We start from the raw sequence: 26317 nt of genomic DNA on the forward strand, positions 1-26317 counted from the left end.
CAGGGCCGGGGTGAAGCGCGTTGTGCGATCAATTCATTGGAATCTTGATCCGAAAGCACCCAAGGCGCCATTCAGCGCAAAGCTATGGTTCAATTGGGTGGAAGGCGCTTAGTGTTTTTGGTGCCTACCCGAGCGGCGACGTTCGATTTCTTGCGCAATAAGTTCGATGTGCAGCCGCGCGTCGTACGCCTTTTGACGGTATGCAAGCGGCAAGTTCAGATTCGCGAGCGTCGCAGATATGTCATCGAGTTTCTTCGCTACAGCTTCTATTTCCTCTGACGTCGCAGCGTCTTCCATCTCCGCTTCCAGCGATGCAATGTGTTGATAGTGCCGCCAAACTCTTCGGTTTTGGAACCACACATAAAAAGCCGGAACGAGACGAAGCAATGGCGCGAGAAAGAACAGCGGCAAGAGGAAAAGCAGTACGCGACCAAACTGTGCAGCAACCCAGAATGGGAAAATGTCATGAAGAATGTTGGGCCCGGAGTTGATCATGTGCCAGGCGACGTCATTGATTGGCGCAGGAGGGGAATTGGTGTTTGGAAATTCCTTGGCTGATTGCAGTACGGTTCGATCTCCGTGGATCTTGTTTGCACTATGCGCGAGCCGGTCGACAACCGCCGGATGCAATTCGTCGGTTGCTATCATTGATGCGGTCAAAGTCAGTATTTTGACGTCCTGTTCCTGTCGCGGCGGTGCCAGAGTGGCTGACCCGGCAGGTACAACAACGGAATGGCCGCTGACAAATCTGAAAGATAGGGCGTCGATCAATGCCATTTGGATCAGATCCAAATCAGGATCGACGATAGCCTCGGTCAAGTATGGAGCATCCAAAGGCGATACAAACAACGCCGCGTCCACCTCACCGGAGCGCAAAGCAGTAATGGCCTCGAAACCACCAATTTCCTTAAGCTCGATGCCCGAGTCCTGAATACCCGCTGCTTCTATAAGGGCCAAAGCCGCGGCGCGTGTGCCCGATCCAACCTGGCCAGCAGCCAAACGAATTCCGCGCCAGTCCCCGGGGTATGGGCCAATTTGTGCAGTAGAGCGTCTGAAAATCACCAACGGTTCAGGGAAAAGAGCCCCAAGGGACTCCAGTCCGTGGTCACCAGGAAGAGGTATTCCGCCCTGCACGAAGGCGACATCTACATCTCCATCGATGAGCCGTTGAATGTTCTCAACCGAGCCAGCTGTCTCAACCAACTCGAGCGAGATATCGTCCCTGGCCAGCTTAGACCGATACTCTGACCCGATCCGCCAATACCCGCCGTCTTTTGGCCCCGTGGCAAGCCGAATGCTCTCGGGTGGAACAAGGCTGCTGATTAGAAGAATTACTAAAACAACGACGAAGACGGGTATTAGAAGAGTGAAAAACAGTCGCATCGGTCTTCTTGGTAATTACGAAATCCTGCCGATAATCTGTTTTGTTGCAACTCTTTGTCAATTATTGAGCGTTCGCGTCCCTACGCAAACGGTTACAGGCGCCACGCGCCAAAAAGATAAAAAATTGCCAAAGTCAGCCCTATTGCGCGTGCTTTGACCCTAATGTGACGCCGATCCGCATCGAGTAGTCGCCCTGCACTGCCTCCGAATTAGGCTCTAATCCCAGTGCAAGATCTATATCCGGCGGTATTACCCTTGACTGTTCTTTTCATGTTTTAGGGGATCAAAAAAAGTTTGTGGCAGCAACCCGATCCATCAGAGAAATTTGTTCTGATCGAGTTGTAAATATCTGATGCTACAGTGCTCTTTCCATATGGCCGTTTGCGTTGCAGCGCAGAAAAGAATGCGCACCGAATACTCCATTGTGACGACTGCCTTGGTTTTCTGATGCAAATTTAAATTTAAGGAACGAGCGGATGTTTTTTTTGATTTTTGGATCAGCAATTGTCGCCGGGACAACGATCATCGTAGCTGCTTCGACCGCGCAAGAAATTGTTGACACGAATTATGCCGGCGGACCAATTCTGACGATCAAAAATGAACAACCAACCGTCGAGGCCTTCGCTGCCTTCGCAGGTTCTGTTGCGAAGTCTACCGAAGTTTAGAGAAATACGTCTGACCTAATTTGTTATGCGAGCAGCTCTTTGAATTGTTGAAAGGGGCGGAGTTCTGGTGTGAATTGGCGATTGCGGACCTGTGCGAAGCATCGATGCCTGCCAGGGTCGCTGAAACCGAAGCAAAGGACTTAAAAACGAGCATCGGACGGGATAGTTTCGAAGCTACGAAAGCATGAAATCATACGCCTTGCCGTGCTTGCCGGCAGCTCATGAGAAATAGGCCCATTTACCAATCACCTTGATGTAAACCTCGTCCATTCTCCTGAAGCGGTGGCACGGTCCATAACGACGACGCGTCGCTTCAGCGATTGTGCCTGCTTACCGCTTCAGCATGGGAACCATTGCTATATACGTGCGGTAAGTACCGCCAAATTCGCGCACCAGAGATCTTTCTTCGAACCATAGGCCAATTATCACGTAGACCGCCATCAACCCGGCAAAGAGCGCGTGACCAACCGTCATGTGCGGCGTGCCAAACAAGACCAGTCTGACGCCAAGCTGCATCGGGTGACGCACGTGGCGGTAAAGCCCGGGCGTTCTGAATTGTGGTTTGGGCATAGGTTGCAATCTGCTCGCGGTCCAAATTTGCTGCAGGCGAAACAACTCAAAATGGTCGATCAGAAAGGTCGAAAGCAAAACCAGAAAGACACCCAGTGCGCAGATGCCATAGGTCAGCCACACAAGGTTGCCATCGGCAATCCAGATCGTTTCGGGCAGCGGGCGCCACTGCCACATGGCCGGGATCAGACCAGGGCGGTTCACAAGTCAGGCTCAAATTCATCTTTGTTTCAGATGACCCTGTTTGCCCAAGCTGGCTGATCCGATGCTTGGTCCTTTCTTGGAGGTTTTCTGATGATTTTCTGAAGACTTGACGAGTAAGCAGACCGGCCGCGGCCACAACGCTTTGCCTGGATATGACAACAGCAGCACGTGCGCGCTGCGAATTGCGTTCGCGCTTTACGAAAAATCTGAATTCGCGCAGAATTACCCTGTGAAATATGCATTTGATCAATACGTTCTGGACGCAAGCCGCCTGCAATTGACGCGGGAAGACGTTCCAGTTGCTACCGAACCACAGGTATTTGCGCTGCTTCGGCATCTCATTGAGAACCGAGAACGTGTCGTGTCGAAAGACGAAATTTTTTCGGTTATCTGGAAAGGCAGGATCGTTTCGGACGCAGCTCTTAGCAGCCGGGTCAAGGCGGTCAGAGCAGCCATTGGAGATGACGGTGCGCGACAGGCTTTAGTTCGAACTGTACATGGGCACGGGTTTCAATTTGTTGGCTCGGTCGAGGAAACGCATGACAAGACCGGCTCTGCAGCAGTTTTATCGCAACCCTCAATTGCCATCATGGCGACCACAATGGTGCATCCAACAGATGCCCAACGGGCCTTCGGCGAAGGATTGGAAGACGATATTAGCGCAGCCATAGGCCGGGTTGGAACGATTTATGTCGCGCGATATTCAGGTCAGGACGACGCAAAGCAAGCAGCCGAAGAATTGGGCGTTCGGTACGTGCTTGGGCTCAAGCTGCGGTTCGCGGGTAATGCATTTCGCCTGAATGCATCTCTATTACATGCCGGACGGCAAGCAGAGGTCTGGGCAGATCGTTTTGAAGGGCAACTCGAAGATCCTTTTGCGGCACAGGACCTGGTTGTTGCTGCCATTCTGGGCCGTCTCGTCCCGAATATAATGATGGTTGAAGTGCAACGCGCCCTGGCCGAGGCTGACTTGACGGATGCTTATCATGAACTCTTGCGCGCAACGCCGCTTTGCATGCGTATGGATGCGGATGACAATCGGCAGGCCGTAGTTCATTTGCGACGTGCATTGGTATCAGATGCCGAACATGCCTTGTCACATGCCATGCTTGCGTGGTGCCTGGGACAACAGGCGATGTCCGATTGGGCCCCGGACGGACCAGCTGCACTTGCAGAGGCGATGGAACATGGCAAAAGCGCGCTTGACCTTGCGCCGCGCGATGCATTGGTTCTGACTTTCGTGGCCACGGCCGAGGTGGCCGCAGGGCAACATACCGCAGCGCGCCATCACCTTGAGTCTGCGCTTGCGCTGGATCCGAGTCTGGCTTGGGCCTGGGCCATGTTGGGGGCCGTGGAAACCTTCGCCGGGAACATGAACGAAGCAGTAGCGAACTACGAAAGAGCCTTGCGTCTTAGCCCGCATGATCCGATGCGGTTTAGCTATTACTTTGGCATTGGCGCCGCCCGATACGGATTGGGCGAATATGAAGATGCATTATCTCTGCTTGAACAAGGTTACATTGAAGCGCCCGGCTCTACATGGGCGCCGCGCCTGATCCTAGCCTGCGCTGCCGAACTGAACCTGACCGACAGGATGCATGCCATGGCCGCAAAAGTCCGTAGCGTAAGACCTGATGCCACCGCCGAGAATCTTGTCGCTGCAAGTGTCGTGAGAGATCAGGCCTACCGTGACCGAATGCTTAATTCATTTCGCAAGGCGGGTTTTTAAGTCTGAGAAGCCAAGTATACGACTCACGCGGCATTTTCGTGCGATTGATATTGCCTCAGACGGGCAATTTGCGTTTCCCCAAACCCACGCAAAGAAACGGTCTCGGCCTCACTGATTCTGAACTTGTCGATAAGTTCCTCGCGCATAGTGTTGCAAATAGTTATCTCCATAGGATCTGATTGAACCTGCAACCGCGCGGCCATGTTCACAGCAGGACCAAAGACGTCGTACACGTATTTCTGAACACCGACGACAGAGCCAACTACAGAGCCGCTCGCGATGCCGATGCGGGCGCGCCATTGGTGTTGGTGCGTTTGATTGCGCCGCTCTAAAAACCGTATCATTTTAGACGCGACGCGTGCGGCAGAAAGCGCGTGATCTGATGTGGAATGCGGCAATCCGGTCACTGCCATATAGCAGTCACCGATGGTTTTGATCCGTTCGCTCCCGTGAAGTTCGCCAATCTGATCGAAGGCGGTGAAGATTGAATTCAGTTCTGAAACCGTCACATTCGGATCACCTGCCGCCGCCATCTTCGTGAATCCAACAAAATCGAGCATGATGACGGTTACCGGCTCAAACAACCGCGGGGCGACACAACCGAATGTCATGAACTCCTCAAAGACGGATTTTGGCATCATGTTCAGAAGCAGTTTTTCCACCCGCGTCTTCTGTCGCTCCAGCTCGCGCGTGCGCTTTTCCACCATGGCGGCGTAGCTGTCGATCATGGCTTCGGTCTCGCGCAGACGGGAAATGTTGTGTCCTTCGATAACAACGTGTCTACGCCCTTCGTATTCCGCTTCATGCGCGTTGAGCTCGACAATCACAGTCCGGTGTTTGACTTTCGTGCGAATTTCCACCGGTTGTCGGTCTGGCAGTTCCCTGGGCGCACAGGGCATATCCAAATTCAAAACCTGTCCCTGGGTCGTGCCTCTGAACCAAGTTTCAAATGTCTGGTTTAGCGAAACAATGATGCCGGTGTCAGAGTCAACGATGCAAATGCCAACTCTGATGGAGCCAAGCAGCCTCGCACTGATATCCTGTATCCGCATAGTGCTACCTCACAATCAGCGAACGGCGCGCTTCGACAGCGCACAGCGTTTTGGAAAGATCTTCCGGTGCAAAACCCGCATCGGTCAGCGTTTCACCCAAAAGCGCTATGACTTCATCGAAATGTGCATTTGTGACGGTCAAGTGATAATGAGCGCTGACCAGTCGTTGATCCGTGTACTTCGCGGGCCCACCCAGAACCGAAGCGAAGAACTTTGTCTGGTGATCGATCAGTTTGGCCATGTCGACATCGTCGAAAAACGGGCCAACGATTTCGCTGTCCAATACCCGATCGTAAAAATTGATGATCACCGAGTGCAACGCACGCATGCCACCGTATTTGTCAAAAAGCGGGAGTGCTCTTTTGTTGTCTGAACGCCCGAGCATACAGGGTCTCCTTAATACGATTGACCCGGCGGCATTCCGCCGGGCGCAGACTTTCTTCACGCTCGATGAATGATGATCTCGGCGTATTCCGCTGGAATAATCATGGCCTGAGTATCGGCGGAGTAGTTTCGCGCCACGGCGATAAGGTCCGCTGCAAGCTGCGGTGCCCGCTCGCCAACGGCGGCAAAGGCTTTGTGTACGGGGCCATATACTTCGCGCCAATGTTCGACCCAGTGTTGCGGTGAACGTTCACGGAAGGTGAAATGGCGTTTTGTGATTTCGATCTTCTTGGCCTGTGCCCCAAAGAGTTCTTGCAAGCGCTCCTCGGTTCCCCATTCCAATGGAGAACGAACGCCGGTTGGCGGTGGCACATGCCTGCCGATGGTTCGAAACACTTCGCCGATGAAACTTTCTGGCGTCCAGTTGGCAAGACCGATCGTGCCCCCGCTGCGGCAGACGCGCAGCATTTCGTCGGCGGCAGCTTGTTGGTTGGCCGTGAACATGACGCCGAACGTAGAAGTGACATGATCAAAAGATGCGGCCTCAAAGGGCAGATCCTCTGCATCGGCTTCCCGAAAGGCTACCGTCAGATGCTCGGCTTCGGCCCGGGCGGCACCGGCGCGCAGCAAACTGGGAACATAATCTGTTGAGACAACATCGCAGTGTCTCCGCGCGGCTGCCAGCGTGGCATTGCCATTTCCTGCCGCAACATCCAAAACGCGCGCGTCCGGGCGCAAATCCATCGCTTCCGCAAGGGTTTCACCGACAATTTGTAAAGTCGTACCTACGGCGGCGTAGTCGCCCGACGACCAAGTCGCGTGTTGTTTTGATTTTACTGCAGCCAAGTCGGGTGCAGGTGAAACTAAGGCGGCGGTATTCATTGTCTGTCTCCATTGATATCGCATTCAATGGAAGCATTCTTGCCAAAGATCGGGATTTGAAACTTGCAGAAGACCTGTAGAATGTCTGATGTTTTCTGCAGATTGGGCGTTTTCGGATCATTTTCGCAACCTCGGTGCCATCCAATGTAGCGAAGGCAGTTGCGAACGACTTGAAGCCACACATTTGGCGAACGCGTCGCTCTATGAACCGCTTCGAAATTCGGTTCACTTCTCGAATTCCGGCCCCATAGACGCCGCACTTGTCGATCACGAATTTGTCCCGGATGCCGTTTGAAGATCGAGCCTTTGCAACGAACTAGTTGCTGCCGAACCATTCCCCCGCTCAGATTGCGCCCGTGAAGCGACCAGTGGTAAGTATATTGCAACCCACCTGTTGAGGGACTAGCGATCAACCCGCTCACTGCGTTCGGACATAATCGCCTAAAAGTCACCACAGGTAACCGTGTACCACCGATAGAAGTCCACAGCGTAGAAAACTGCTGCTCTGGGGGAATGGCAACCTTGCACAAAAATCAAACTGAAACCTGTTGGAAACCGGCTCGACGGAAAGAAACGTCAATTTCTCAGGCGCCAGTCAATCAGGCCCCAAGTATTGCGACACATCCCTTGTCGAGGTCAGCGAGAGCGTTTTTACCTTCAAGACCTTAGGCTTTCCCTCAATAGCGCTAACCACCCCAGGTGTCCGACAGCCTGAAGCCACTTGGAAACGGATCGGTGGGGTCGAGCCCGATTTGAGAGATCGCATAGATCCAGCATTGCCCTGACACGCGGTTCTGTGTCGCTTCAAACTCGCCCACTTTCGTGAGGCTTAGAAACTCTGTTGTAAACTCGCCACCGATAATCGAACGCGAGACCGCTACATCTCCGGGCTGGGCCAGACCCACCGCATGGCGCACAGCCATATTCGCATTTGAACCGGTACCGCAGGGTGACCTATCTACACGGCCAGGGCGCAACGTTGTGCAGGTCCGTACCGCGCCGTCGGGGTCGGTTGACCGAAACATGACATATGCCAATCCATTCAAAGCCGGAGTGGTCGGGTGTGGGGCATCCTCGACCTTGGCGATCATATTGCGCAGAGCGACGCCGCGCGTGGCAAGGTCGCGCGCGTTGTCCGGTGTGATCGACAATCCTATTTGGTCCACATCCACAAGCGCATAAAAAACACCGCCGAAACACAGATCATAACGGATCGTCCCCCAGTCCGGGGTCTCAATTTTACTGTTCTTCTTGGCAACAAAAGACGGTGGCATATCCAGAGATACCCGTGTCACCTTGCCATCGGTGCAAGCTGCCCGCGCCCGCACGAGGCCAGCTGCCGTGTCCAAGGTCACAATGGTTTCGGGTTCGACCATCGGGATCGAAGCTGTTTCAAGCAATGCGGTCACTGCACACATGGCGTTCGAGCCAGACATCGCATGGGCCTGATCCGGTTGGAGAACAATGAACCCAATATCAGCCTCCGGGTCGCAGGCGGGCACCAGCAGACAGAAAGACCCCGCCGGTGCCGAACGCGGTTCCGAGCACAAGAGCTGGCGCAGGCTGTCATCGACCTTGTTCAGATGGTCCAGCTTTTCGGCCATGGTCGCTCCGGGGATGTCCAGCACCCCTACGGTCACGACACGACCGATTTCGCCAGCGCAATGGACATCGACCGTTTGCAGAGTTCGGGACCAACGCATAGGTTTGTTCTTTCCGTTTTCTAAGCCACAGCCTGCGCACCGGTGATTTCCACCACCGAGCCGCAGAGGTATTGCGCCTCATCCGAGGCCAGAAATGCGACGAGGGCGGCGATCTCATCTGGCTCTCCAATCCGGCCAAATGGCACCAGCGCATTCAGATCGTCAAGACTGCGCCCCGACCGCGCCAGATTGCTTTCCAGCATCGGCGTTCGAACTTCGCCCGGGGCCACGCCATTCACGCGAATGTTGTCCGGCGCATAGTCGCGAGCAAGGTTCTGGGTGAAGGCCACAACAGCTGCCTTGGTGGTGTTATAGGCGATATGGCCCGGTGCCGGGTGCATGCCCCATTGCGAAGCCGTGTTCACGATGGCCCCGCCGCCCTGTTGCTGCATCACCGGGATCGCCGCCTGACACATGTGGAACAGCGAGTCGACATTGACGGCAAAGGACTGTTGCCAATCCTCGGCTGACAGCTCCATCAACGCGCCCCGCCGCATCAGCCCGGCATTGTTGCATAACACATCTATTTTGCGCCCTGCGCCGGTCCATTCTCGGACGAAATCCCGGATTTCCGCAGGATCGGTTAGATCGAAGGCGTGGGCCTCCGCCCGACCTCCGGCGGCCAGTATTTTCCCGGCGACCGTTTCTGCCTTGTCGATATCTGCATCGGCGACACAAACAAAGGCGCCTTCGGCTGCAAACCGCTCACAGATCGCTGTGCCAATACCGCCTGCTCCACCGGTGACGACAACAGATTTTCCTTCAAAACGCCGCATCATGACCTCATCTGACTTGCGCCATTTACATCCAGAACCGCGCCTGTGAGCGAAGCTTGCGAGGGCCGCAGAACAAAGGCGACAAGCTCGGCAATTTCTTCCGGCTCGGCCATCTGGCCTAGCGGAATGCCCGACAAGGCAGCAGCTTCGCCATGGGTGCGTGTGTAATCCTCGGACATCTCGGTCCGCACCCAACCCGGTGCTATAGCCACCGCTGTGATCCCGTCAGCTCCAAACCCACGCGCGATGCTTTGGGTCAGGTTGATCATGGCCGCTTTGGTTGCACCATAAGACATCGCCTCGGCCCTGTATCCGCCCTGCCCCGCGCGCGACGCCATGTTGATGATCCGGCCGCCGCCTTGCGCCCGAAAGTGCCGAATGGCCGCGCGGCTCAAATCGGCGACGGCCATCAGGTTGACCTGAAGATCACCGTGCCAGGCGCGATGCCAATCCTTCAAAGGCTCATCCACGGAAGAGGCGGTGAGGATGCCAGCATTGTTGATCAACGCATCTATGCGGCCCGCTTGGGCTTCGGCGGCCTCCCAAAGCGCATTTGGCCCTAATGGATCGGACAGATCGGCTGCAAACGCAATTGCTCCTTGCGCGATCTCTGCTGCCAACGCTTCGGCACGGGTTGCGTTGCTATGGGAATGCAATAGAACGCGCGCGCCCTCGGCCGCCAATTCGCGGGCGATCGCCTGACCTATCGACCCGGTAGCCCCCGTCAACAGAATGGTCTTACCTCGCAGAGAATGGATCATTTCGCATCTCCATTGGGTGTTTTGCGAGCATCGCTCAACCGCTGCATAACGCTGTCGAGCCCTGCTATCAGAGCCTTCGGACCACCGTTACTTGCAAACACCTCGAACAGTTGCGCATTCAGTCCTGCGGGAGTCGAGTGTTCGACCCGCAGCGATTCATAAGGTTTGTCACGATCCTCCATAGTGGTATGCGCCAATCCGGAAAAAACTCCGCTCAGATAGCGTTGTGCATCCACGCGCCCAATCCCATTGGATTGCATCCAGTCTGAGGCAACGCCCAGAAAGCCAAAATATGTTCCCATCAGGGCACTTGCGGCGGCGAAGGCATCAAACTCTTCCGATGTTCGGGCGCTGACCGCTGTCCCTAGCGGACCAAACAGCGCTTCACCCACCGGGTCGTGCGGAAACAGAACTGTCACGCCGCGATGATGGGCAACCGAGGGCAAAGGTATTGCGCGGAGCAGGCGCACAGGCGTGCCGATCCAGTCTTGCAGAACCTCATGGGTCACTGTCGCGACCAGGCTGCAAACATGCTGTCCCTCGGCAAATCGCAAAGGCGCCAGCACCGCCTGCACATCCTGCGGGCGGACCGCCAGAAACACCAGATCAGACCCATCAACAACGGCCTGCGCATCTGCGTAGACCTGCACCTTGTCGCTTGCAGACGCCAACCGCGCCGATATCGTGCGATTACGTTCGGTGACGTAGATCGCGGTGACATCAACGTCGGACGCCAGCAGCCCGGTCACAACCGCTTCGGTTATGACCCCTGTTCCGATGAAGCCAAGTCGCATACCTACTCCTTGATATACCAACCCCAGGGTTTGGAGCGGTCATAAGACGTGATTTGTTTTGGTTTCGGGGTAGTTGTTCAAACCCCAATCCCCCAGTTCACGCCCAATACCAGATTTCTTGTACCCGCCCCATGGCGCTTAGTTGAAGGTCGGTTGCGAGCAGTTGATCCAGACGATACCGGCCTGAAAGACGCTGGCAAGCAGTTCATGCGGTTGTTGGCCGGGCCATACCGGTCCGAGAACTGCTTGGCAAAGCTGGACACCCCAACGCGGCAGACGCTGGAGGTCGGGAAACTCAGCGACGGTTCAAAGGCCGCCTGCACGTCTTCAACGTTGATAGCCTTGCCGTGGCGGACAACGCTGCCCAGTTCCTGAGCCAGAAACTCGCGGAATTCGGAGGGTCACATCAGGGCCAACTTGTGCCCTTCAGGGTCCAATAGCCGACGCGGCGTCTGCATCCAGACCGAGGGGCGCGACACCGGCATGAATTCGGTCACCGCGATCGAAGCCATATTACCGAAAGACGCGCCGTTTCCGGGCGCATCACAATCGATGAGGGCCACCCTGTGCCCCCGTTTCTGAAGGTCATGGCCAAGCGCGGCACCGATAATCCCGGCACCAACGATGGCGGTGTCAAACAGTTGTTCGGTTTGTGACATCACAGATCGATAACGTGATGGAAAACCGGGCGCAAACGGCATGTGACCAAACGCGCCCGGGATGGGATTACCAGTTCAGGATCGGCTCCATCGCCGCGCGCATGTCTGCCTTTTCTTCATCCGTCAGCGGCCCCAGAGGGGCGCGACATTCGCCCATCGACAGACCCTGCAGTTCGCAGCCATATTTGATCTTCTGAACGAACTTGCAGGATTCCAGAATGTTCATGGCGCGATATAGCTTCTTCATCATCTCGCGCGCCGCGTTCAAATCCCCTGACCGATAGGCACGGTCCAGATCGCAGCAGGCTCGGGCCATGCAGTTCGACGGCCCGCAGATCCAACTGTCCGCACCCCAGAACATGAAGTCCAGCGCAATGTCGTCCGAGCCCGAGATCAGCTGAATTTTGCCCTCATACCGGCTGGCGATGTCGACGGCGCGTTGCAACACGCCCGAACTTTCCTTAATGCCGATCACGCGCGGATTGTCGGCGAAATGATCCATGAGCTCAAAGCTGATATCCGCGCCGTCCTTTGCCGGATAGCTGTACAGAACCAGATTGACATCCACCTCGGCCAGCACCGTTTCATAATGTTGGATCAATTCATCCTGTGTCGGGCGCGTATAGAATGGCGGGGCAAGCAGCACATTGTCGTACCCGATCTCCTTGGCCATCGCCGTTTGCTCGATCACTTCGCGCGTGGCGGGGGCGTTTGTCCCCGCGATCAGGATTTCGTCTTCGTTGGCGAAATCCTTGACGAACTGCAGGACAGAGCGTCGTTCTTCGGTGCTCTGCGAGAAATACTCACCCGTTGATCCGTTCGGCACCCAGCCGGTGACGCCTGCCTCGCGGAAATGCGACAGCAGCTTTTCGAGCGCGCCGAAATCGATCTTGTTATCGTCGCCAAACGGCGTCACCAGCGCTGGCATGATGCCAGAAAGTTTGACGTTGTAGCTCATAGGTCGGTGTCCTGTGATTTGTTGTAATGGCCTAAGGTTTACAACAGTTCCCGTCATAATACTGCGATCGCGGCCGCCATTCGAACAAGCGCCGCGGTTGCAACACCCTAGGATTCTCAAACTAGAGAATTGCGGACAAAACCGAAGAGCCTTCTTCGACAACGAGCGGCTGTAAAGAGAAATTCAAAACCCAACTAACTCGCAAATTCTTGGCCAATCAAAATTGGCCCCACAGAGCAGCACTACATTGGTTTGTCCCTGCAGCTCGCTAGACAACTTTAGGAACCCTGCCAAGGCTAGCGCTGCTGCCCCTTCGACCAGCATGTTCTCCTCAATCGCGAGCCGCCTTAGCGCTTCTGCAATGTCCTCTTCAGTGCAGGTGACGACCCGGTCGATCACCTTCATCGCCAATGGAAGGGTCACGCTGTTTTCGTCAACGCCGCCGGCAACCCCATCAGCCAGCGTGTAAAGATGTTCGGTTTCGACGACCTTGCCCGCCTGCATCGACGCTGCCAAAGCAGCCGAATTCTGTGCCGATATACCGATTACGCGCGTGTTCGAACCAAAGCACTTGAGAACCGACCCAATACCGCTAATGAGCCCTCCACCGCCCATCGAGATGAACACGTTGTCGATTTGCTGAAGCTGCTCCCGCAACTCCAACCCGATCACACCCTGTCCAGCGATCACATCATGGTCATTATAGGGAGAAACATAGGTGTAATCTCCTGAGGTCGCGAGGCTTTGCGCATGAGCTTCGGCCAGGCCGGATTCCGACCCATGCAGAATAACCTCGACCCCGAAAGAGCGGATCTTGTCGAGTTTGGCGCGCGCCACGGTTTCCGGCAGCACTACGGTAAGGTTCTGACCGGTCAGAGAGGCCGCGCGTGACGCGGCAATGCCGTGGTTGCCCGAGGACGCGGTGATCAGCTTTTGCCCCGGTTCCATCGCCGTCATCTTGCTGGCGGCCCCCCGCATCTTGAACGATCCGGTCAGTTGGAAGTTCTCAGCCTTGAAATACAGATCGCATCCGGTTTTGACCCCCAACGACAGCGAAGGCAGTACCGGCGTCTGGTAAATCAACCCAGCTACGCGTTGCCGCGCCCGGACCGAACGCGCGGCTGATTGGAAAATGCTTTCGTTCATGCGGTCACGGATGCAACAGGAGGTACACCCTTCTCTTCAAGTCGCTGCAAAAATGCGCTGACTTTACGCAGCCCAGCCTCCAGAATTTTGGGATCATTAGCATAGCCGATGCGCAACCAGCCTTCCATATGCAGAACCGAACCAGGTGTGAACATCACTCCGGTTTCTTCCAGCAAGGAGATACAGAAATCGCGCGATGACATATCGAAATCATATTTCAGCAGTGCCGTCGTGCCCGCTTGTGGCTTAACGTAGGACATCCGGGGTTCATTCGATACCCAATCATCAAGAATCTGGAGGTTTCCGCGAGTGATCCGGTGACTACGTTCAAGAATGCGGGCTTTGTTTTCCAGTGCAAGGGCGGCGAAATAGTCATCCAGCATACCCACGCTGATCGTGTTGTAATCGCGATGGATGGAAACCGCCTCAAGCACCTCTGGCGCCGCTGCGATCCAACCCAGTCGCAGCCCTGCCAGCGAAAAGGTCTTGGACATACCGGCCACGCTGATACCCCGTTCATAGAGGTCCGCAATGGCGGGGCAGAACCCGTCCCCTGTTTGACCGGTGCCGCGATATACCTCATCGCACAGCACATAGGCCTGACTGCGCCGGGCAATCTCGATGAATTGTTCCAAATAACCGGCATCCATCAATGCGCCGGTCGGATTGTTGGGGTTGTTGATCGCGATCAACTTGGTCTCTGGTCGGATCAATGCGGCGAATTCTTCGAGATCAGGCAAAAAGCCGTTTTCTGGCCGCAGGTGAAGGATATCAACTGTGGCGCCATAGCTCTCGGGGATCGAATAGTGCTGCTGATAGGTTGGCCGGACCGAGATCACATGGTCGCCCGGTTCCACCAGCGTTTCATGGACCAAAGCATTAGCCCCGATCGCGCCGTGTGTGACGACGATATTGTGACGCTCCTGACGGTCATAGAGCGTCGCAATCGCATCACGCAAACGGTCGGACCCTTCGATTGCACCATAAGTCAGCTTCATCGGTTTGAGATCGTCAAGAACGTCCGAGTTCTTGCCTGACAATTTCAGAAGCTGCTCGATCGTCAGAGATGCTACACAGGTTTCGGCGAGATTGAATTCGCAATGATTTTCGAATTCATTCATCCAGATCTCAACACCAAAAGGTTTGATTTTCATCTTGTCTCTTCCCTTTTCCTCAGTTGCCTTGCGCCTGAGACAGTTTCCAGATGCCATAGGCCATGGCGATGTCTTCAAGGCCTAAACCGACTGAGCGAAAATAGACTGGCTTGGTAAAGTCAGGCAGCGGAGCCTTGCCGCAGGCCAGCGAACCCAGATCGCCTTTGATCTGATCCGCCGACCATCCATGGTCAGCCGTTGCGATCTGCATCTCCGCCGCTGCACCCGGCGTGGTCGCCGCGTAGTCGCAATAGACCTCGGCCTGGTTCAGAAAACTCGGTGGAACCTCGTGCGCATTGGGCGCGTTGGTACTGATGGACGTTATAAGAGCAGGTTTGCCGATATCGGCCGGATCAATCACCGGTGTTCCTGATGACGTGCACAGCATTACCACATCCGCGTCAGTAACGCAGCTTGCGGCATCGTCGGCGATGGCAACTTTTTCAGACAAGGACTGCCATGTGAGCTGACGCTCCGGCTCCTGTGTCAAAGATGGGGAATAAACAGCGATCTGATCCCAATTTCGAAGTCCCAGAACATGGCGCAGATGTGCCTGTGCGACGGCTCCACTCCCAATAATCGCGTGTTTTTTGGCGTCGACCCGGGCTAAGTAGTCAACGGCCAGAGCAGTCGTGCCAGCCGTACGTTCGGTCGTCAGCCTGCCCGCGTCACACCAGACCAGAGGTTGACCTGTCCGCATGCTCATCAGAGCAGTCCAGGCGGTAATGATCGGTGCGCTGTCCGTCACAATATAAGGCGACAGTTTGGCACCAAAAACACCCATCGCTTCAACCACTCCCAGATAGGTGATGAAATCGCCATCCTTGTTGGGGAATTCTGTCACGGTCTGTGCGGGTTGTTCGGCCTTGCCTTGTGCCAAGGCCTTGAACATCACTCGTAATTCGCCTTGAACGTCAAGCTGCGGCAATAATTCCTTGATGATTTCGTCTTGCAAAATCATTGGCGTAGAGTCTTCAGGCATCAATGCTTCTCCAATTATGCCGCGCATCAATCCTGCAGGATCGACACAACTTCTTCCAGGCGCGCATGGTCTCCGGCAGCGAGAACCGAACCCTTCATATCGAATGAAAGAGGTTGCCCCTCCCAATCGGTGACGTGCCCGCCCGCCCCGGTGATCACGGCCGCTGGTGCATAGATATCGAACGCATCCAGGCCGCCATCCAGCGCCAGATCGGTCCGGCCCGAGGATAGAACACCGTAGGAATAGCAGGATCCGCCATATTGCACGTATTGCACGCGCTCGCGGACGCGATCGAATTTAACCTGTTCGGCAACGCTCATAAAATCACGATTGCTGCACGTTGCGTATGCCGTTCCGATCGAGGCGCACGACCGGACACGAACCGGGTTGCCATTGAACTGGGCGAATTCCCCTGCAACTCCAACCCAACGTTCTGCGGTCAACGGATGTTCCATAACACCCAGGTAGGGCGCGCCTTGCCAAGCCAACGCGATCAACGAGCCGTAGACAGGAATGCCGGCGATAAAGGCGGCCGTGCCATCAATCGGATCCAGGACCCAAACAAATTCGGAATCGAGATTGGAGTTTTCGAATTCTTCACCAAGAATTCCGTGATCCGGATAGGCATCCATGATCCTCGCGCGCAAGGCGGCCTCTACGGCCTTGTCAGCGGCGGTTACAAAAGATGCATCCGGTTTTATCTCAACTTCCGGTTTGTGCTGATGGGCCTGCAGCAGCATGGAGCGGCTAAGGTCCGCCAGTTTCTCGGCGAACGTCAAATACTCGGAATACGGAGGAAGGCGCGAAGTCATAAGGGCCCCTTAATGCGTTAGTATTTGGCTGAGGAAAGTTCGGGTGCGTTCGCTTTTTGGCTGGTTGAAAAACCTATCCGGCTCAGCCTCTTCGACGATTTCGCCGGCATCCATAAAGATCACGCGATCCGCGACCGAACGTGCAAATCCCATTTCATGTGTCACACAGATCATCGTCATGCCGTCCTTCGCCAAATCAACCATGACCTCAAGCACTTCGTTGATCATTTCCGGATCTAATGCCGATGTAGGTTCATCAAACAGCATCACCTCAGGCTTCATACACAGCGCACGGGCGATCGCGACGCGTTGCTGCTGGCCGCCGGAAAGTTGAATCGGGTATTTCCCAGCCTGTTCGGGGATCTTCACGCGTTCGAGATAGTGCATCGCAATCTCTCGCGCTTCCGGCTTCGGTGTCTTGCGCACCAGTTTCTGCGCCAGCATCAGATTGTTGAGGATCGTCATATGTGGGAACAGGTTGAAGCTTTGGAACACCATACCAACTTCGCGGCGTACGGCGTTCAAATCCTTCAGATCGTCGGTCAATTCGATCCCGTCGATAACAATTTTACCTTCATCGTGCTTTTCAAGCCGATTGATGCATCGGATCATGGTGGACTTTCCCGACCCTGAAGGACCACAGACAACAATCCGTTCGCCCTTTGTAACGCTAAGGTTTATGTTCTTCAGTGCCTGGAAGGTGCCGAAATGCTTACCGACCCCTTGCATCCGGATCAGAGGCTCCGAGGATGTCATATCAGCCCTCCCTTACGGCATAGCGGCCGACATATCGTTCGATACGGGCCAATATCTTCTGGATGATGAACGTCAGGATCATGTAGATGATCGCCAATGAGATGAAGATTTCGTAGGGCGCATAGGTTTGCGCCACGATGGTGCGCGCTATGCCCGTCATATCCATGAGTGTGATGGTGCTGGCAAGCGCAGTGGATTTCAGCAAGCTTATGATATCGTTGCCATATGCGGGTAGCGCCAGACGTGTCGCAATCGGTGCGGTCAAGTAGACAAAGCGCTGCGATTTGGAAAGACCCAGGGCTTCGCCGGCCTCAAGCACACCGCGATCCACACCGAAAACACCGCCTCGCAAAATCTCTGAGACATATGCGCCGGTATTCAGCGTCAGAGCAAAGATCGCGCAGCCGAACGGGTCGCGAAAGATCGGCCAGAAGACACTTTCTCGGATGAACTCGAACTGCGGAAACCCGTAATATACGATGAAGATCTGCACCAGGATCGGCGTGCCGCGGAAGACATAGATATAGACCTGAGCGGGCCAATCGAGATACCATTTGCCGCTGATCCGCATCAGCATCAGCACAATGGCAAGCAAGAGCCCCAGAAACCCCGACAGGATCAGAAGCTGAAAGGTCACGCCCATGCCCATCAGCATCTTGGGCAGGGATTCGACGATGAGGGAAAGATCAAAACTCATGACAGCCTCGTCGTGCGTTTGCCAAAGCGTTCAAGCCCCATCACGGTCAGGGTAATCACCGTCGAAAAGCCCAGATAGATCAGTCCGACGACGATATACATGGTGAAGGGTTTGCCGGTTGTCCCAATGGCTTGTTTGGCGACAAAAAGGGTCTCGTTGAGCCCGATGATCGAAATCAGGGCCGTATCCTTGATCAGCGAGAGCATGTGGTTGCCAAAGGCAGGCAGGGCCAATCGCCACATCTCGGGAACGCGAACGTAGATAAACGTCTGAAGGTTCGACATTCCGAGCGCCCGCGCCGCCTCGATGCTGCCTGGTTTGACCCCCAGGAACGCACCGCGAAAGGTCTCGGTCGCGTAGGAGCCAACAATCAGAGCAATGGCGATGGTCCCGGCCCAGAAGGGTGGCACATCAAGAAACTTTATGTCGGGATTAAACATCTGCGCAATCGCGGTCAGGGTGATCGCGGACCCAAAATAGAGCAGCAAGATCACCAAAATTTCAGGGGTTCCGCGGAAAATCACAGTGTAGGCGCCTGCGATCTTCTGTGCGATACGGTTATTCGACAGTTTCGCCGCCGCGCCGATCAGCCCGAACAGGACCATCAGCACCAGCGATGCCAGAAACACCTGCAGAACAACGACAGACCCCCAAAAGAAGTCATCCCACCATCCGGCCAAGACTTCCACACTACGTCCCTTCGATTACTTAGTATGATCGGTGCAAAATCGGTTCTAAGACGCGGCGGCGCGTTACTGTGCGCTGCCGCGTCAGGGGAGGTTAGCCGTCGCCCCATTCCTCATTGTGGATTGGGAATGGGAAGTATTTCAACGCGTACTCGGTCAGCTGGCCGTCGTTGATCAGCTGCTTGATGGCACCGTTCAGGCGTTCCTTCAGCTCAGGCTGACCCTGACGCAGTCCGATGCCCACGCCGATGCCAAAGAACTCAACCTCGTTGATTGGCGGGCTGACGAATTCAAAGCCGCTGCCTTCTTCCTGAGACAGGAATCGCAGATGTGCTTTCATGGGGTTGGTTATGATCGCGTCAACACGGCCATTGACCAGATCCAGGTATAGCGGCTCGGATCCGTCATAAAGTACAACTTCGGCATCCGGCAGCTTGGCATTAAACCAGTTTTCATAGGTCGAAGCGCGCTCAATCCCAACCCTAAGACCATCAAAGTTTTCGGGGATTGGATTGCCGTCAGCATCGAACAGGTTCAGGTTCTGCCCCGATTTCCCTACGATCCGGCCAACCGAGTCGCGGTACGGGCTGGAGAAGTCCATTTTTTCCAGCCGGCTTTCCGTGATCGACATTGATGCGATGATCAGATCGAACTTGTTGGCAAGCAGCGCAGGGATCATTCCGTCCCATTGCTGACAGACGAACTCCAGATCGGCGCCGATGATTTCGGCTACGCCTTTGGCAACATCGACGTCATAACCCGCCAATTCACCGGATTCGGTTCGGTAATTGAAAGGAGCATAGGTGCATTCCATGCCCACGCGCAAAGTTTCTGCCAACGCAGGTGCCCCCAGCCCCAGCACCGCCAGACCGGCAGCTACGAGTTTGGATTTAAAGTTCATTTTTGTTCCTCCTTGTGTGAATGGATTGGCCAATTTTTATCTGGCTTCTGTGACAATTTTCGAAATCTGCTCTAGCGTCTGATCAATTTCGGAAGCGGTGTTGTAATGTGCGATGCCAATTCGGACGACACCTTCATCCAGTGGCAATCCAAGGGCTCTGGCTGGTTCATAGGCATAATTATGGCCATGCCATGCATGAATTCCAGCCTTGGCCAGAGCCGTGGTAATGGCGTCTGGTCGCACGCTGGCGTGCCTGAACGAAACCGTCGGCACCCGTTCACCAATGCGATTTGGATTGACAATCCCATAGATAGACATGCCGGAAATATCCTGCAAACCGGAGATAAATTGGTTGGTCAGTGGTTCCTCATAAGTTCGCGAAGCTTCGTACGCTCGCGCGATCAAAGAACGCGGATCGCCGGTGCCTCCGGTAGCTCTGCCGATATCTTCAAAATAGCGTACGGTCGCCGACAGGCCCGCCAGCAGCTCGTATTGAGGTGTACCCATCTCGTATCGATCCGGGCTAGCATCCGATACGCATCGACCCTTGTACGGATATAGCGACTCCAGCAACACCTGACGCCCCCAAATCGCGCCCAGATGCGGTCCGAAAAACTTGTACGACGAGCAGGTCAAAAAATCGCAACCAAGCTTCTGAACGTCGACCAGGTGATGCGGCGCCAATTGTACCGCATCCACAAAGACCAGCGCGCCTGCATCCTTGGCGATGCGTGTCAAACGCTTTATGTCATTGATGGAACCCGTAAGATTGCTGGCATAGTTCAGGGCCACAAGCCGCGTTCTGTCGGTGAGCTGCGCCATCAGGTCGTCGGGTTCAACTTGCCAGCTTTCGCGATCAAAATCGACCCATCTGATTTCCAGCCCTTTGTCCTTGGCGATTTCAAGCCATGGCCCGACGTTGCCTTCGTGCTCCATCCGACTGATCACAATCTGATCGCCGGGCTGGAATTCGTGGCAGATGCTGCGCGAGAGATGAAATGTCAGACTGGTCATGCTCTGACCGACAATGATCTCAGCAGCTGAGGACCCACCCAAGAAAGTCGCCATATCCTCATGCGCTGTCAGCCAGACCTTGTCGGTTTCAACGCTGGTCTGGAATTTCCCGCCTGCATTGCTTGAATGGTTGAGAAGATAGTGACCTATAGCATCGACAACCGAACCCGGAACCTGAGTACCTGCCGGATTATCAAGATACGTACGCCGCACGCCATCATCCTGCACTGAAAGCGAAGGAAACCTGTCGCGTACATTGTATATTGGAAATTCCAAGTGTCGTATTCCGTGTTGTCGGCGCCCAGCGATCGCCTGTCGGAATGAAGTGTCACTCAAACCACCCAAAACGTCCTATCGTCCTAAAGGATGAGAACGTGTCTTGAGCTAAGATTGTAAGAAATTACGTTTCGCGCCCGACACAGTGTCCAGACCCTGCGACAGCTTATCCAGTGCCGGCTAAGCTTAGACCATGCGGAAAAGGTATCCGGCATTTCGGACCATCGCCCAGCCCCAACATATGTGCCAAACTCTTGAAACAGGGTTTGATCGAGTTGTGCGCTATCCAATTTGAATTGTGTTTTGATGCGTGGGATGCATACACAGAAACCCGAGGGCTGAACCCATTCGACAAGTTCTTCGCGGTTGATCCAACGTTTGATGATATCAAACGCGTCGTAGATCCTGATGTTGTTCTGAACCAGCCATTCATACCGTTATTCAAGGCCGATGAAACCCAAATGCTCGTCCAAGTTGTTCGAGGGTTTCCTGCTCGATCGGCTTTCTCACAAGTTCATACGTGGCTCTCATCTTTGCCTTTGAACACAAAGAAATTTTGCCGAGGTATTCGATCTTTGAATCGTCCTATAGGATGAGTGATTTCTGTGGGCCGGATCGAAGAGATTGTCGGATTGATGTTGGGGCGGTAAATCTGAGTCCAGTTCTATGTGAGGCCCAAAATATGTTCGAATGCCTTCCGGTCACAAAGTACCCCACACTGACAAACGAAATGGCAGTGCAATTGATCACCATGATCGGTCGTGACAGTTTTGTTCAGGATCTTGCAGATCTGATGGAGCAACGGCTGGGCTACGGGAATTTTCACATATTTCTTTATCGTAGAAAACAAGCCGCCGTGTCCTTGGCGGATCGCCCGACTCCGGTCAGTTACGCGCGTGGGCTCTATAACTTTCTGAACTACACCTACGTTATTAACCCCGCTTACCGAGCCTTTTTGGCCGGCAAAGAATCCGGTGTTTATCCAATGCCCTCATTGTTGGAAGGTCGAGGATCTTCTCCTGTTCAAACACGAGAAATCGATGTCCATGTCGATGATACCGAGCAGATAGGGTATCGAACACCAGGCTGGCCCAAGAACATTGCCGAGATAATCACACTCGTTTCACTTCCAAACGATACGATGCTTGATTTCAGCCTGCTGGTTCCCCGCGATAGCCAGCAAACAGCTGCCTGCCTTCAGTCCTTAGAGGTGTTTTTTCCCTATCTGCGGGCCGTCATTGATCGACAGTTTGCGACCAACCCATCCAGCCTGATGTCGGAAGAGACGACCGGTGTTCAAGACGAAAGGTTTAATGATTTTGGTGGTGATACGCTTACACATCGGGAACGCGAGATCGCCCAGCTTGTTCTGATCGGGCATAGCAGCAACTCGATAGCGCTAAATCTGGGCATTTCTCTTCCGACGGTAAAAACCCATCGGCGGAATATATACAGCAAACTTCAGATTTCTTCGCAGGCCGAACTTTTTAGCCTATTTCTGCTGCATCTCAAATGAAGCGCCAACGGAAGTTCCCAAGAAAGCACTCTGTCACAGATTTCTTTCAAGTTTTCCCAAGTTGCGCAGGCGGGGCGATTATCCAGCTCATAAAACGAACTGTTAAAAAGAAGAGACTCTGTGGCGTGGGTTGCCCGGCCGCCAATAGTCTCGTCTTTCGTAGCAGGACAATTAGTAAAGGTTCGGTTGATTTCGCGTGTAGGTACGCGCTCAGTTCATGACGTAAGTCCCAGGCGCTTTTGCCAGGGTTGTGGTGCCGTCGCCGGGATTCCGTGCGTCCGTTTGGGCTCCGGATTTTCTGGCCAGCCATTCGCCCCAACGGGGCCACCATGAGCCTTCGTTATAGGTAGCCGCTTGCATCCATTCTTCGCTCGACTTGGGCAGGCTACTATTGGTGTAGTGGCCGTATTTCTTTTTCGACTGTGGGTTGATGATACCGGCGATATGGCCGGATTCAGACACGATGAAGGTCTTGGAACGGCTGCCCATCTGCGTGACCCCGTTATAACAGGCCTTCCAAGCGGCGATATGATCGGCCTCAGCGGCGATGGAACACAGGGGTACCTGTACATCCTTGATCGACAAAGCCTCGCCCAAAATCTCGACACCGTCGCGGGCAAAGCGGTTCTGCTGGCAGAGCCAGCGCAGATACTCGACGCACATGCGCGCCGGCAGGTTTGTGCTGTCGCCGTTCCAATAGAGAAGATCGAAGACCGGCGGTGCCTCACCCATCATGTAGCGTTTAACCGCGGGTCCGTAGATCAGATCGTTTGCCCTGAGATAGCGGAAGGTGCGGGACATGAAGAAGGAATCGAGAACCCCCTCCTCGGTCACCTCTTCTTCGATGCCTTCGACAAAATCGTCGGTCAGGAAAACGGTAAACTCGCCCTGATCCTCAAAATCGGTCAGCGTGGTAAAGAAGGTCGCGGATTTGACGGATTTGTCGCCGCGCTTGTGTAATAGTGCCAGTGTCAGTGACAGGGTTGTCCCAGCGATGCAGTAGCCCACGGCGTTCACCTGCTTTTCGCCAGTGATCGCCTTTGCCTGTTCGATCGCGGTCAGATAGCCTTCTTCGATATAGGTGTCGATGCCGACATCACGGTAGGATGCATCGGGATTGACCCAGCTTACCACAAACAGGGTAAAGCCCTGCTCGACGATCCAGTTGATCAACGAGTTCTTGGGTTTGAGGTCCATTATGTAGAACTTGTTGATCCAGGGCGGAAAGATGATCAGAGGCGTCTTATGCACCGTCTTGGTCTTGGGCGCGTATTGGATCAACTCGAACATACGGTTCCGGAACACGACCGCGCCTTCGGTGGTGGCGATGTTATCCCCGACCGAAAACGCCTCATTGTTGGCCAGCGTCACCAGCATCTGACCCTTGTTGGCCTCGATGTCGGTCACATATTTTTCCAACCCGTCAATCAGACTTTGCGACCCTTCTAGTCCTCTGGTGGTCCGATCTGGTCGGGGTGTGCTGCGATGAAGGCCGGCATGTCTTCGGCCAGTGCGGCGACGCGGCTGACATGGGCAAGGTCGGAATAGTCCACGCCCCAGCGATCGGCGTTGTAAAGCTGCGGGATCAGGCAACAATCGGCCATGGTCGGCACGTTGCCATAACAAAAGGAAGATAACGGGTTCTGCGCCAGCAAGGCATCCAGGGGCACCAGCCCCTTACGAATGAAATGGCGCATCCACTCCACCCGCGCCGCGTCACCACCCTGGGTCAGTTCAACCAGATGTTTGGCAACATGGAGGTTGCAGACCGGGTGGATCTCCATCGCGACGGCATAGGCCAACTGTCGTACCCGCACCTGCTCCAACGGATCCTCAGGCAGCAGTGTCGAGCCCGACACCGTAGCATGCAGATACTCGATGATCGCCAAAGACTGCGTCAGCACCTGACCATCAATTTGCAACGACGGCAGGATCCCCTGAGGATTGAGCGCCAGATACGCCGCCGAGCGATGCGCGCCAGCCAGAAGGTTTACCTGCCGCGCCTCGTAGGAAACGCCCAAAAGATTCAATGCGATGCGAACCCGATAGCTCGCCGATGACCGCCAATAGTCATACAAAATTACGTTACTCACCGGAGGGTCCTTCTCAGTCGAACTGATCGACAGACTGCGCGTTCAACTTAACGTAATTCTGCTCACTAGAGGAAATCAAGTCCAGAGGCTTACCACCGAAATGATAGCCCAGAACATTACCAGCCAAGGGTGGGCTTTCTGTGGGTTCAATCGGTGCGGTAGTGAATGCGGCACGCGAAAAGCTCTTCGCGATCAATATACAAGGTTTAGATGCAATGCGTCCCGCAGGGAACAACGATCCCGTATCGCAGATACCGTTGGCTTGCCTCTGAGCGCTTTTACCTCATGACAAACGGGTTCGCCATTGGTTCTTCAGAGGTGTCTATCCAGGTTGTTTTTGTGCGGGTGTAGTCCAGGATCGCCTCTATCCCCGCTTCGCGCCCATAGCCCGATTGGTTGAAACCGCCGAAGGGCGCTATCGGTGATACGGCGCGATAGGTATTGATCCAGCAAATCCCGGCGCGAAGCCGCGCGCTTACACGGTGCGCTCGTGCGAGGTTCTGGGTGAAAATTCCCGAGCCCAGCCCGAACACGCTGTCGTTGGCCAATGCAATTGCCCCTTCTTCGTCATCAAAGGGTAGAAGCGACATGACGGGGCCAAACATCTCGACCTTGAGCGTCTCGGTTTCGGGTGACGAGCAAGTGACGAGCGTGGGAGCCATGAAGTTTCCGGACCTGTCCAGAGGTGCGCCGCCGAATTCTATTTCCGCACCCTGATCTTTCGCCTTGGCCAGCGTGTCCGAAATCAGTGATACCTGCGCATTAGTACACAGAGGGCCCAGATGTGTCCTTGCATCCAAGGGATCACCAACAACGATACCTGCGGATTTTGCGGCGATCTTCTCGACCAAGGCGTCGAAGATCGGGCGGTGAACCAGCCCGCGCGACCCTGCAACACAACTTTGCCCGGACGCGCCGAAATTTCCGGCAATCAACCCGTTGGCCGCCCCTTCCAGATCGGCATCATCAAACACGAGGATCGGAGACTTGCCGCCAAGTTCCAACGTGGTGACGGCGAAATTCTCGGCCGAACTTCGCACCACATGCCGCGCTGTGTCGGGGCCGCCGGTGAAAGCAATGCGGTCAATGTCGGGATGACGTGTCAGGGGTATCGCACAGTTCTCGGCATCCCCTGTTATCACCGAGACGACCCCGGGAGGAAATCCGGCTTCGTCTATCATGCGCGCGAATTCCAGCATTGCGATCGGCGCCGCTTCTGACGCCTTAAGAACCACAGCGCAGCCCGCGGCAAGCGCAGGTCCAAGCTTGGTGGCGGTCAGGAACATCTGAGCATTCCAGGGCACGATACCCGCGACCACGCCGATCGGTTCGCGACGCGTGAAAACATGCATATTTGGCTTGTCGATCGGAAGGACCGCGCCTTCGATCTTGTCCGCAAGACCCGCGTAGTAGCGATAATAATCAGCAACATAGCCGGTCTGCGACACAGTTTCAGCCAGAAGCTTGCCACTGTCTGTCGTTTCGAGCCGCCCGAGTACCTGAGCATTATCCGCGATCAATTCAGCCAGTCGATAGAGTAGCTTGCCGCGCGCGGTCTGCGTCATGTCTCGCCAGGTTGGGTCGGCAAGGACACGACGCCCAGCGGCAATTGCATTGTCTACATCTTCGGGTGCTGCACAGGCGAATGTCGCCCAGTCTTGCCCTGTCGCCGGGTTTTGGCTGTTCATGGTTCGGCCTGAACATCCCTCGGTGAACGCGCCGTCGATATAAAGTGAGTAATGGGGCAGGTCGTTCATCGTGAAT

Annotated in this window: 27 protein-coding genes and 2 pseudogenes; 5 read left to right on the plus strand and 24 right to left on the minus strand. The window is 54.9% G+C overall.

Annotated features, from left to right (window positions below; translation table 11 throughout):
- Positions 1 to 108: 108 nt before the first annotated feature.
- A complete protein-coding gene (locus ACR0JA_RS15260; RefSeq protein WP_480576493.1) occupies positions 109 to 1383 on the minus strand; it encodes a TAXI family TRAP transporter solute-binding subunit in 1275 nt (424 codons plus the stop codon).
- Positions 1384 to 1859: 476 nt separating this feature from the next.
- On the opposite strand from ACR0JA_RS15260, the gene ACR0JA_RS15265 reads away from it, so the two are divergent.
- Entirely contained in the window at positions 1860 to 2048 is a 189-nt protein-coding gene (locus ACR0JA_RS15265) for a hypothetical protein (protein WP_480576496.1), read from the plus strand.
- 330 nt (positions 2049 to 2378) lie between these two features.
- On the opposite strand, the gene ACR0JA_RS15270 is transcribed toward ACR0JA_RS15265, so the two are convergent.
- Positions 2379 to 2822, minus strand: coding sequence for a methyltransferase family protein (locus ACR0JA_RS15270; RefSeq protein ID WP_480576499.1), 444 nt, complete (start codon positions 2820 to 2822; stop codon positions 2379 to 2381).
- 229 nt (positions 2823 to 3051) lie between these two features.
- On the opposite strand from ACR0JA_RS15270, the gene ACR0JA_RS15275 reads away from it, so the two are divergent.
- On the plus strand, positions 3052 to 4551 hold the full coding sequence (locus ACR0JA_RS15275; protein ID WP_480576502.1) for a winged helix-turn-helix domain-containing tetratricopeptide repeat protein: 1500 nt from the start codon (positions 3052 to 3054) through the stop codon (positions 4549 to 4551).
- A gap of 23 nt (positions 4552 to 4574) precedes the next feature.
- Here ACR0JA_RS15275 and ACR0JA_RS15280 read toward each other — a convergent pair whose 3' ends face one another.
- The 3 genes from ACR0JA_RS15280 to ACR0JA_RS15290 are packed head-to-tail and all read right to left on the minus strand — an operon-like array spanning position 4575 to position 6869.
- On the minus strand, positions 4575 to 5603 hold the full coding sequence (locus ACR0JA_RS15280) for an adenylate/guanylate cyclase domain-containing protein (RefSeq protein ID WP_480576505.1): 1029 nt from the start codon (positions 5601 to 5603) through the stop codon (positions 4575 to 4577).
- A gap of 4 nt (positions 5604 to 5607) precedes the next feature.
- Positions 5608 to 5988 (minus strand): group I truncated hemoglobin, encoded by a 381-nt coding sequence (locus ACR0JA_RS15285; RefSeq protein WP_480576508.1) that lies wholly within the window; start codon positions 5986 to 5988, stop codon positions 5608 to 5610.
- A gap of 56 nt (positions 5989 to 6044) precedes the next feature.
- On the minus strand, positions 6045 to 6869 hold the full coding sequence (locus ACR0JA_RS15290) for a class I SAM-dependent methyltransferase (RefSeq protein WP_480576510.1): 825 nt from the start codon (positions 6867 to 6869) through the stop codon (positions 6045 to 6047).
- A gap of 88 nt (positions 6870 to 6957) precedes the next feature.
- Here ACR0JA_RS15290 and ACR0JA_RS15295 point away from each other — a divergent pair, with 88 nt between their 5' ends.
- On the plus strand, positions 6958 to 7164 hold the full coding sequence (locus ACR0JA_RS15295; RefSeq protein WP_480576513.1) for a hypothetical protein: 207 nt from the start codon (positions 6958 to 6960) through the stop codon (positions 7162 to 7164).
- Positions 7165 to 7555: 391 nt separating this feature from the next.
- Here the strand turns inward: ACR0JA_RS15295 and ACR0JA_RS15300 are convergent, their stop codons facing one another.
- The 5 genes and pseudogenes from ACR0JA_RS15300 to ACR0JA_RS15320 all read right to left on the minus strand — a co-directional run.
- A complete protein-coding gene (locus ACR0JA_RS15300) occupies positions 7556 to 8572 on the minus strand; it encodes a proline racemase family protein (RefSeq protein WP_480576516.1) in 1017 nt (338 codons plus the stop codon).
- 20 nt (positions 8573 to 8592) lie between these two features.
- Entirely contained in the window at positions 8593 to 9348 is a 756-nt protein-coding gene (locus ACR0JA_RS15305; RefSeq protein ID WP_480576519.1) for an SDR family NAD(P)-dependent oxidoreductase, read from the minus strand.
- Positions 9348 to 10109, minus strand: a complete 762-nt coding sequence (locus ACR0JA_RS15310; protein ID WP_480576522.1) for an SDR family NAD(P)-dependent oxidoreductase — start codon at positions 10107 to 10109, stop codon at positions 9348 to 9350. Before ACR0JA_RS15310 ends, ACR0JA_RS15305 begins: the two co-directional genes overlap by 1 nt.
- Positions 10106 to 10903, minus strand: a complete 798-nt coding sequence (locus tag ACR0JA_RS15315) for a pyrroline-5-carboxylate reductase (RefSeq protein WP_480576524.1) — start codon at positions 10901 to 10903, stop codon at positions 10106 to 10108. Before ACR0JA_RS15315 ends, ACR0JA_RS15310 begins: the two co-directional genes overlap by 4 nt.
- A 39-nt stretch (positions 10904 to 10942) precedes the next feature.
- Positions 10943 to 11026, minus strand: a pseudogene (locus ACR0JA_RS15320) (hypothetical protein); the annotation flags it as partial.
- A 30-nt stretch (positions 11027 to 11056) separates the two neighbouring features.
- On the opposite strand from ACR0JA_RS15320, the gene ACR0JA_RS15325 reads away from it, so the two are divergent.
- Entirely contained in the window at positions 11057 to 11278 is a 222-nt protein-coding gene (locus tag ACR0JA_RS15325) for a hypothetical protein (protein WP_480576527.1), read from the plus strand.
- A gap of 26 nt (positions 11279 to 11304) precedes the next feature.
- On the opposite strand, the gene ACR0JA_RS15330 is transcribed toward ACR0JA_RS15325, so the two are convergent.
- From ACR0JA_RS15330 to ACR0JA_RS15380, 11 genes are all read right to left on the minus strand, one after another.
- Positions 11305 to 11562, minus strand: a complete 258-nt coding sequence (locus tag ACR0JA_RS15330; RefSeq protein WP_480576530.1) for an FAD-dependent oxidoreductase — start codon at positions 11560 to 11562, stop codon at positions 11305 to 11307.
- A gap of 67 nt (positions 11563 to 11629) precedes the next feature.
- Positions 11630 to 12520, minus strand: coding sequence for a 4-hydroxy-tetrahydrodipicolinate synthase (gene dapA, locus ACR0JA_RS15335; protein WP_480576533.1), 891 nt, complete (start codon positions 12518 to 12520; stop codon positions 11630 to 11632).
- A 183-nt stretch (positions 12521 to 12703) separates the two neighbouring features.
- Positions 12704 to 13666, minus strand: a complete 963-nt coding sequence (locus ACR0JA_RS15340) for a pyridoxal-phosphate dependent enzyme (protein WP_480576536.1) — start codon at positions 13664 to 13666, stop codon at positions 12704 to 12706.
- Positions 13663 to 14820: an aminotransferase gene (locus ACR0JA_RS15345; protein WP_480576539.1), complete on the minus strand. Its 1158-nt coding sequence runs from the start codon at positions 14818 to 14820 to the stop codon at positions 13663 to 13665. The genes ACR0JA_RS15340 and ACR0JA_RS15345 overlap by 4 nt, the downstream gene beginning before the upstream one ends.
- 19 nt (positions 14821 to 14839) lie before the next feature.
- The gene (locus ACR0JA_RS15350; protein WP_480576542.1) at positions 14840 to 15802 is read right to left on the minus strand and encodes an ornithine cyclodeaminase family protein; all 963 of its coding nucleotides are present in this window, start codon (positions 15800 to 15802) and stop codon (positions 14840 to 14842) included.
- A gap of 26 nt (positions 15803 to 15828) precedes the next feature.
- Positions 15829 to 16614, minus strand: coding sequence for an inositol monophosphatase family protein (locus ACR0JA_RS15355; RefSeq protein WP_480576546.1), 786 nt, complete (start codon positions 16612 to 16614; stop codon positions 15829 to 15831).
- Between the two features lie 9 nt (positions 16615 to 16623).
- The gene (locus tag ACR0JA_RS15360; protein WP_480576549.1) at positions 16624 to 17370 is read right to left on the minus strand and encodes an amino acid ABC transporter ATP-binding protein; all 747 of its coding nucleotides are present in this window, start codon (positions 17368 to 17370) and stop codon (positions 16624 to 16626) included.
- 1 nt (position 17371) lies between these two features.
- The gene (locus ACR0JA_RS15365) at positions 17372 to 18067 is read right to left on the minus strand and encodes an ABC transporter permease (RefSeq protein ID WP_480576552.1); all 696 of its coding nucleotides are present in this window, start codon (positions 18065 to 18067) and stop codon (positions 17372 to 17374) included.
- Complete coding sequence (locus ACR0JA_RS15370; protein WP_480576555.1) at positions 18064 to 18756, minus strand: ABC transporter permease; 693 nt, start codon at positions 18754 to 18756, stop codon at positions 18064 to 18066. Before ACR0JA_RS15370 ends, ACR0JA_RS15365 begins: the two co-directional genes overlap by 4 nt.
- Positions 18757 to 18847: 91 nt before the next feature.
- Positions 18848 to 19654 (minus strand): transporter substrate-binding domain-containing protein, encoded by an 807-nt coding sequence (locus ACR0JA_RS15375; protein WP_480576558.1) that lies wholly within the window; start codon positions 19652 to 19654, stop codon positions 18848 to 18850.
- A 36-nt stretch (positions 19655 to 19690) separates the two neighbouring features.
- On the minus strand, positions 19691 to 21004 hold the full coding sequence (locus tag ACR0JA_RS15380; protein WP_480576561.1) for a cysteine desulfurase-like protein: 1314 nt from the start codon (positions 21002 to 21004) through the stop codon (positions 19691 to 19693).
- Between the two features lie 670 nt (positions 21005 to 21674).
- Here ACR0JA_RS15380 and ACR0JA_RS15385 point away from each other — a divergent pair.
- Entirely contained in the window at positions 21675 to 22460 is a 786-nt protein-coding gene (locus tag ACR0JA_RS15385) for a helix-turn-helix domain-containing protein (RefSeq protein ID WP_480576564.1), read from the plus strand.
- 210 nt (positions 22461 to 22670) lie between these two features.
- On the opposite strand, the pseudogene ACR0JA_RS15390 reads toward ACR0JA_RS15385, so the two are convergent.
- The 3 genes and pseudogenes from ACR0JA_RS15390 to ACR0JA_RS15400 all read right to left on the minus strand — a co-directional run.
- Positions 22671 to 23930 (minus strand): annotated as a pseudogene (locus tag ACR0JA_RS15390) (PHA/PHB synthase family protein); the annotation flags it as partial.
- A complete protein-coding gene (gene maiA, locus ACR0JA_RS15395; RefSeq protein WP_480576567.1) occupies positions 23906 to 24553 on the minus strand; it encodes a maleylacetoacetate isomerase in 648 nt (215 codons plus the stop codon). The gene maiA and the pseudogene ACR0JA_RS15390, both read right to left, overlap by 25 nt.
- A gap of 278 nt (positions 24554 to 24831) precedes the next feature.
- The gene (locus tag ACR0JA_RS15400; RefSeq protein WP_480576570.1) at positions 24832 to 26310 is read right to left on the minus strand and encodes an aldehyde dehydrogenase; all 1479 of its coding nucleotides are present in this window, start codon (positions 26308 to 26310) and stop codon (positions 24832 to 24834) included.
- Positions 26311 to 26317: the final 7 nt, after the last annotated feature.

The organism is Ruegeria sp. AM4 (genome assembly GCF_056540665.1).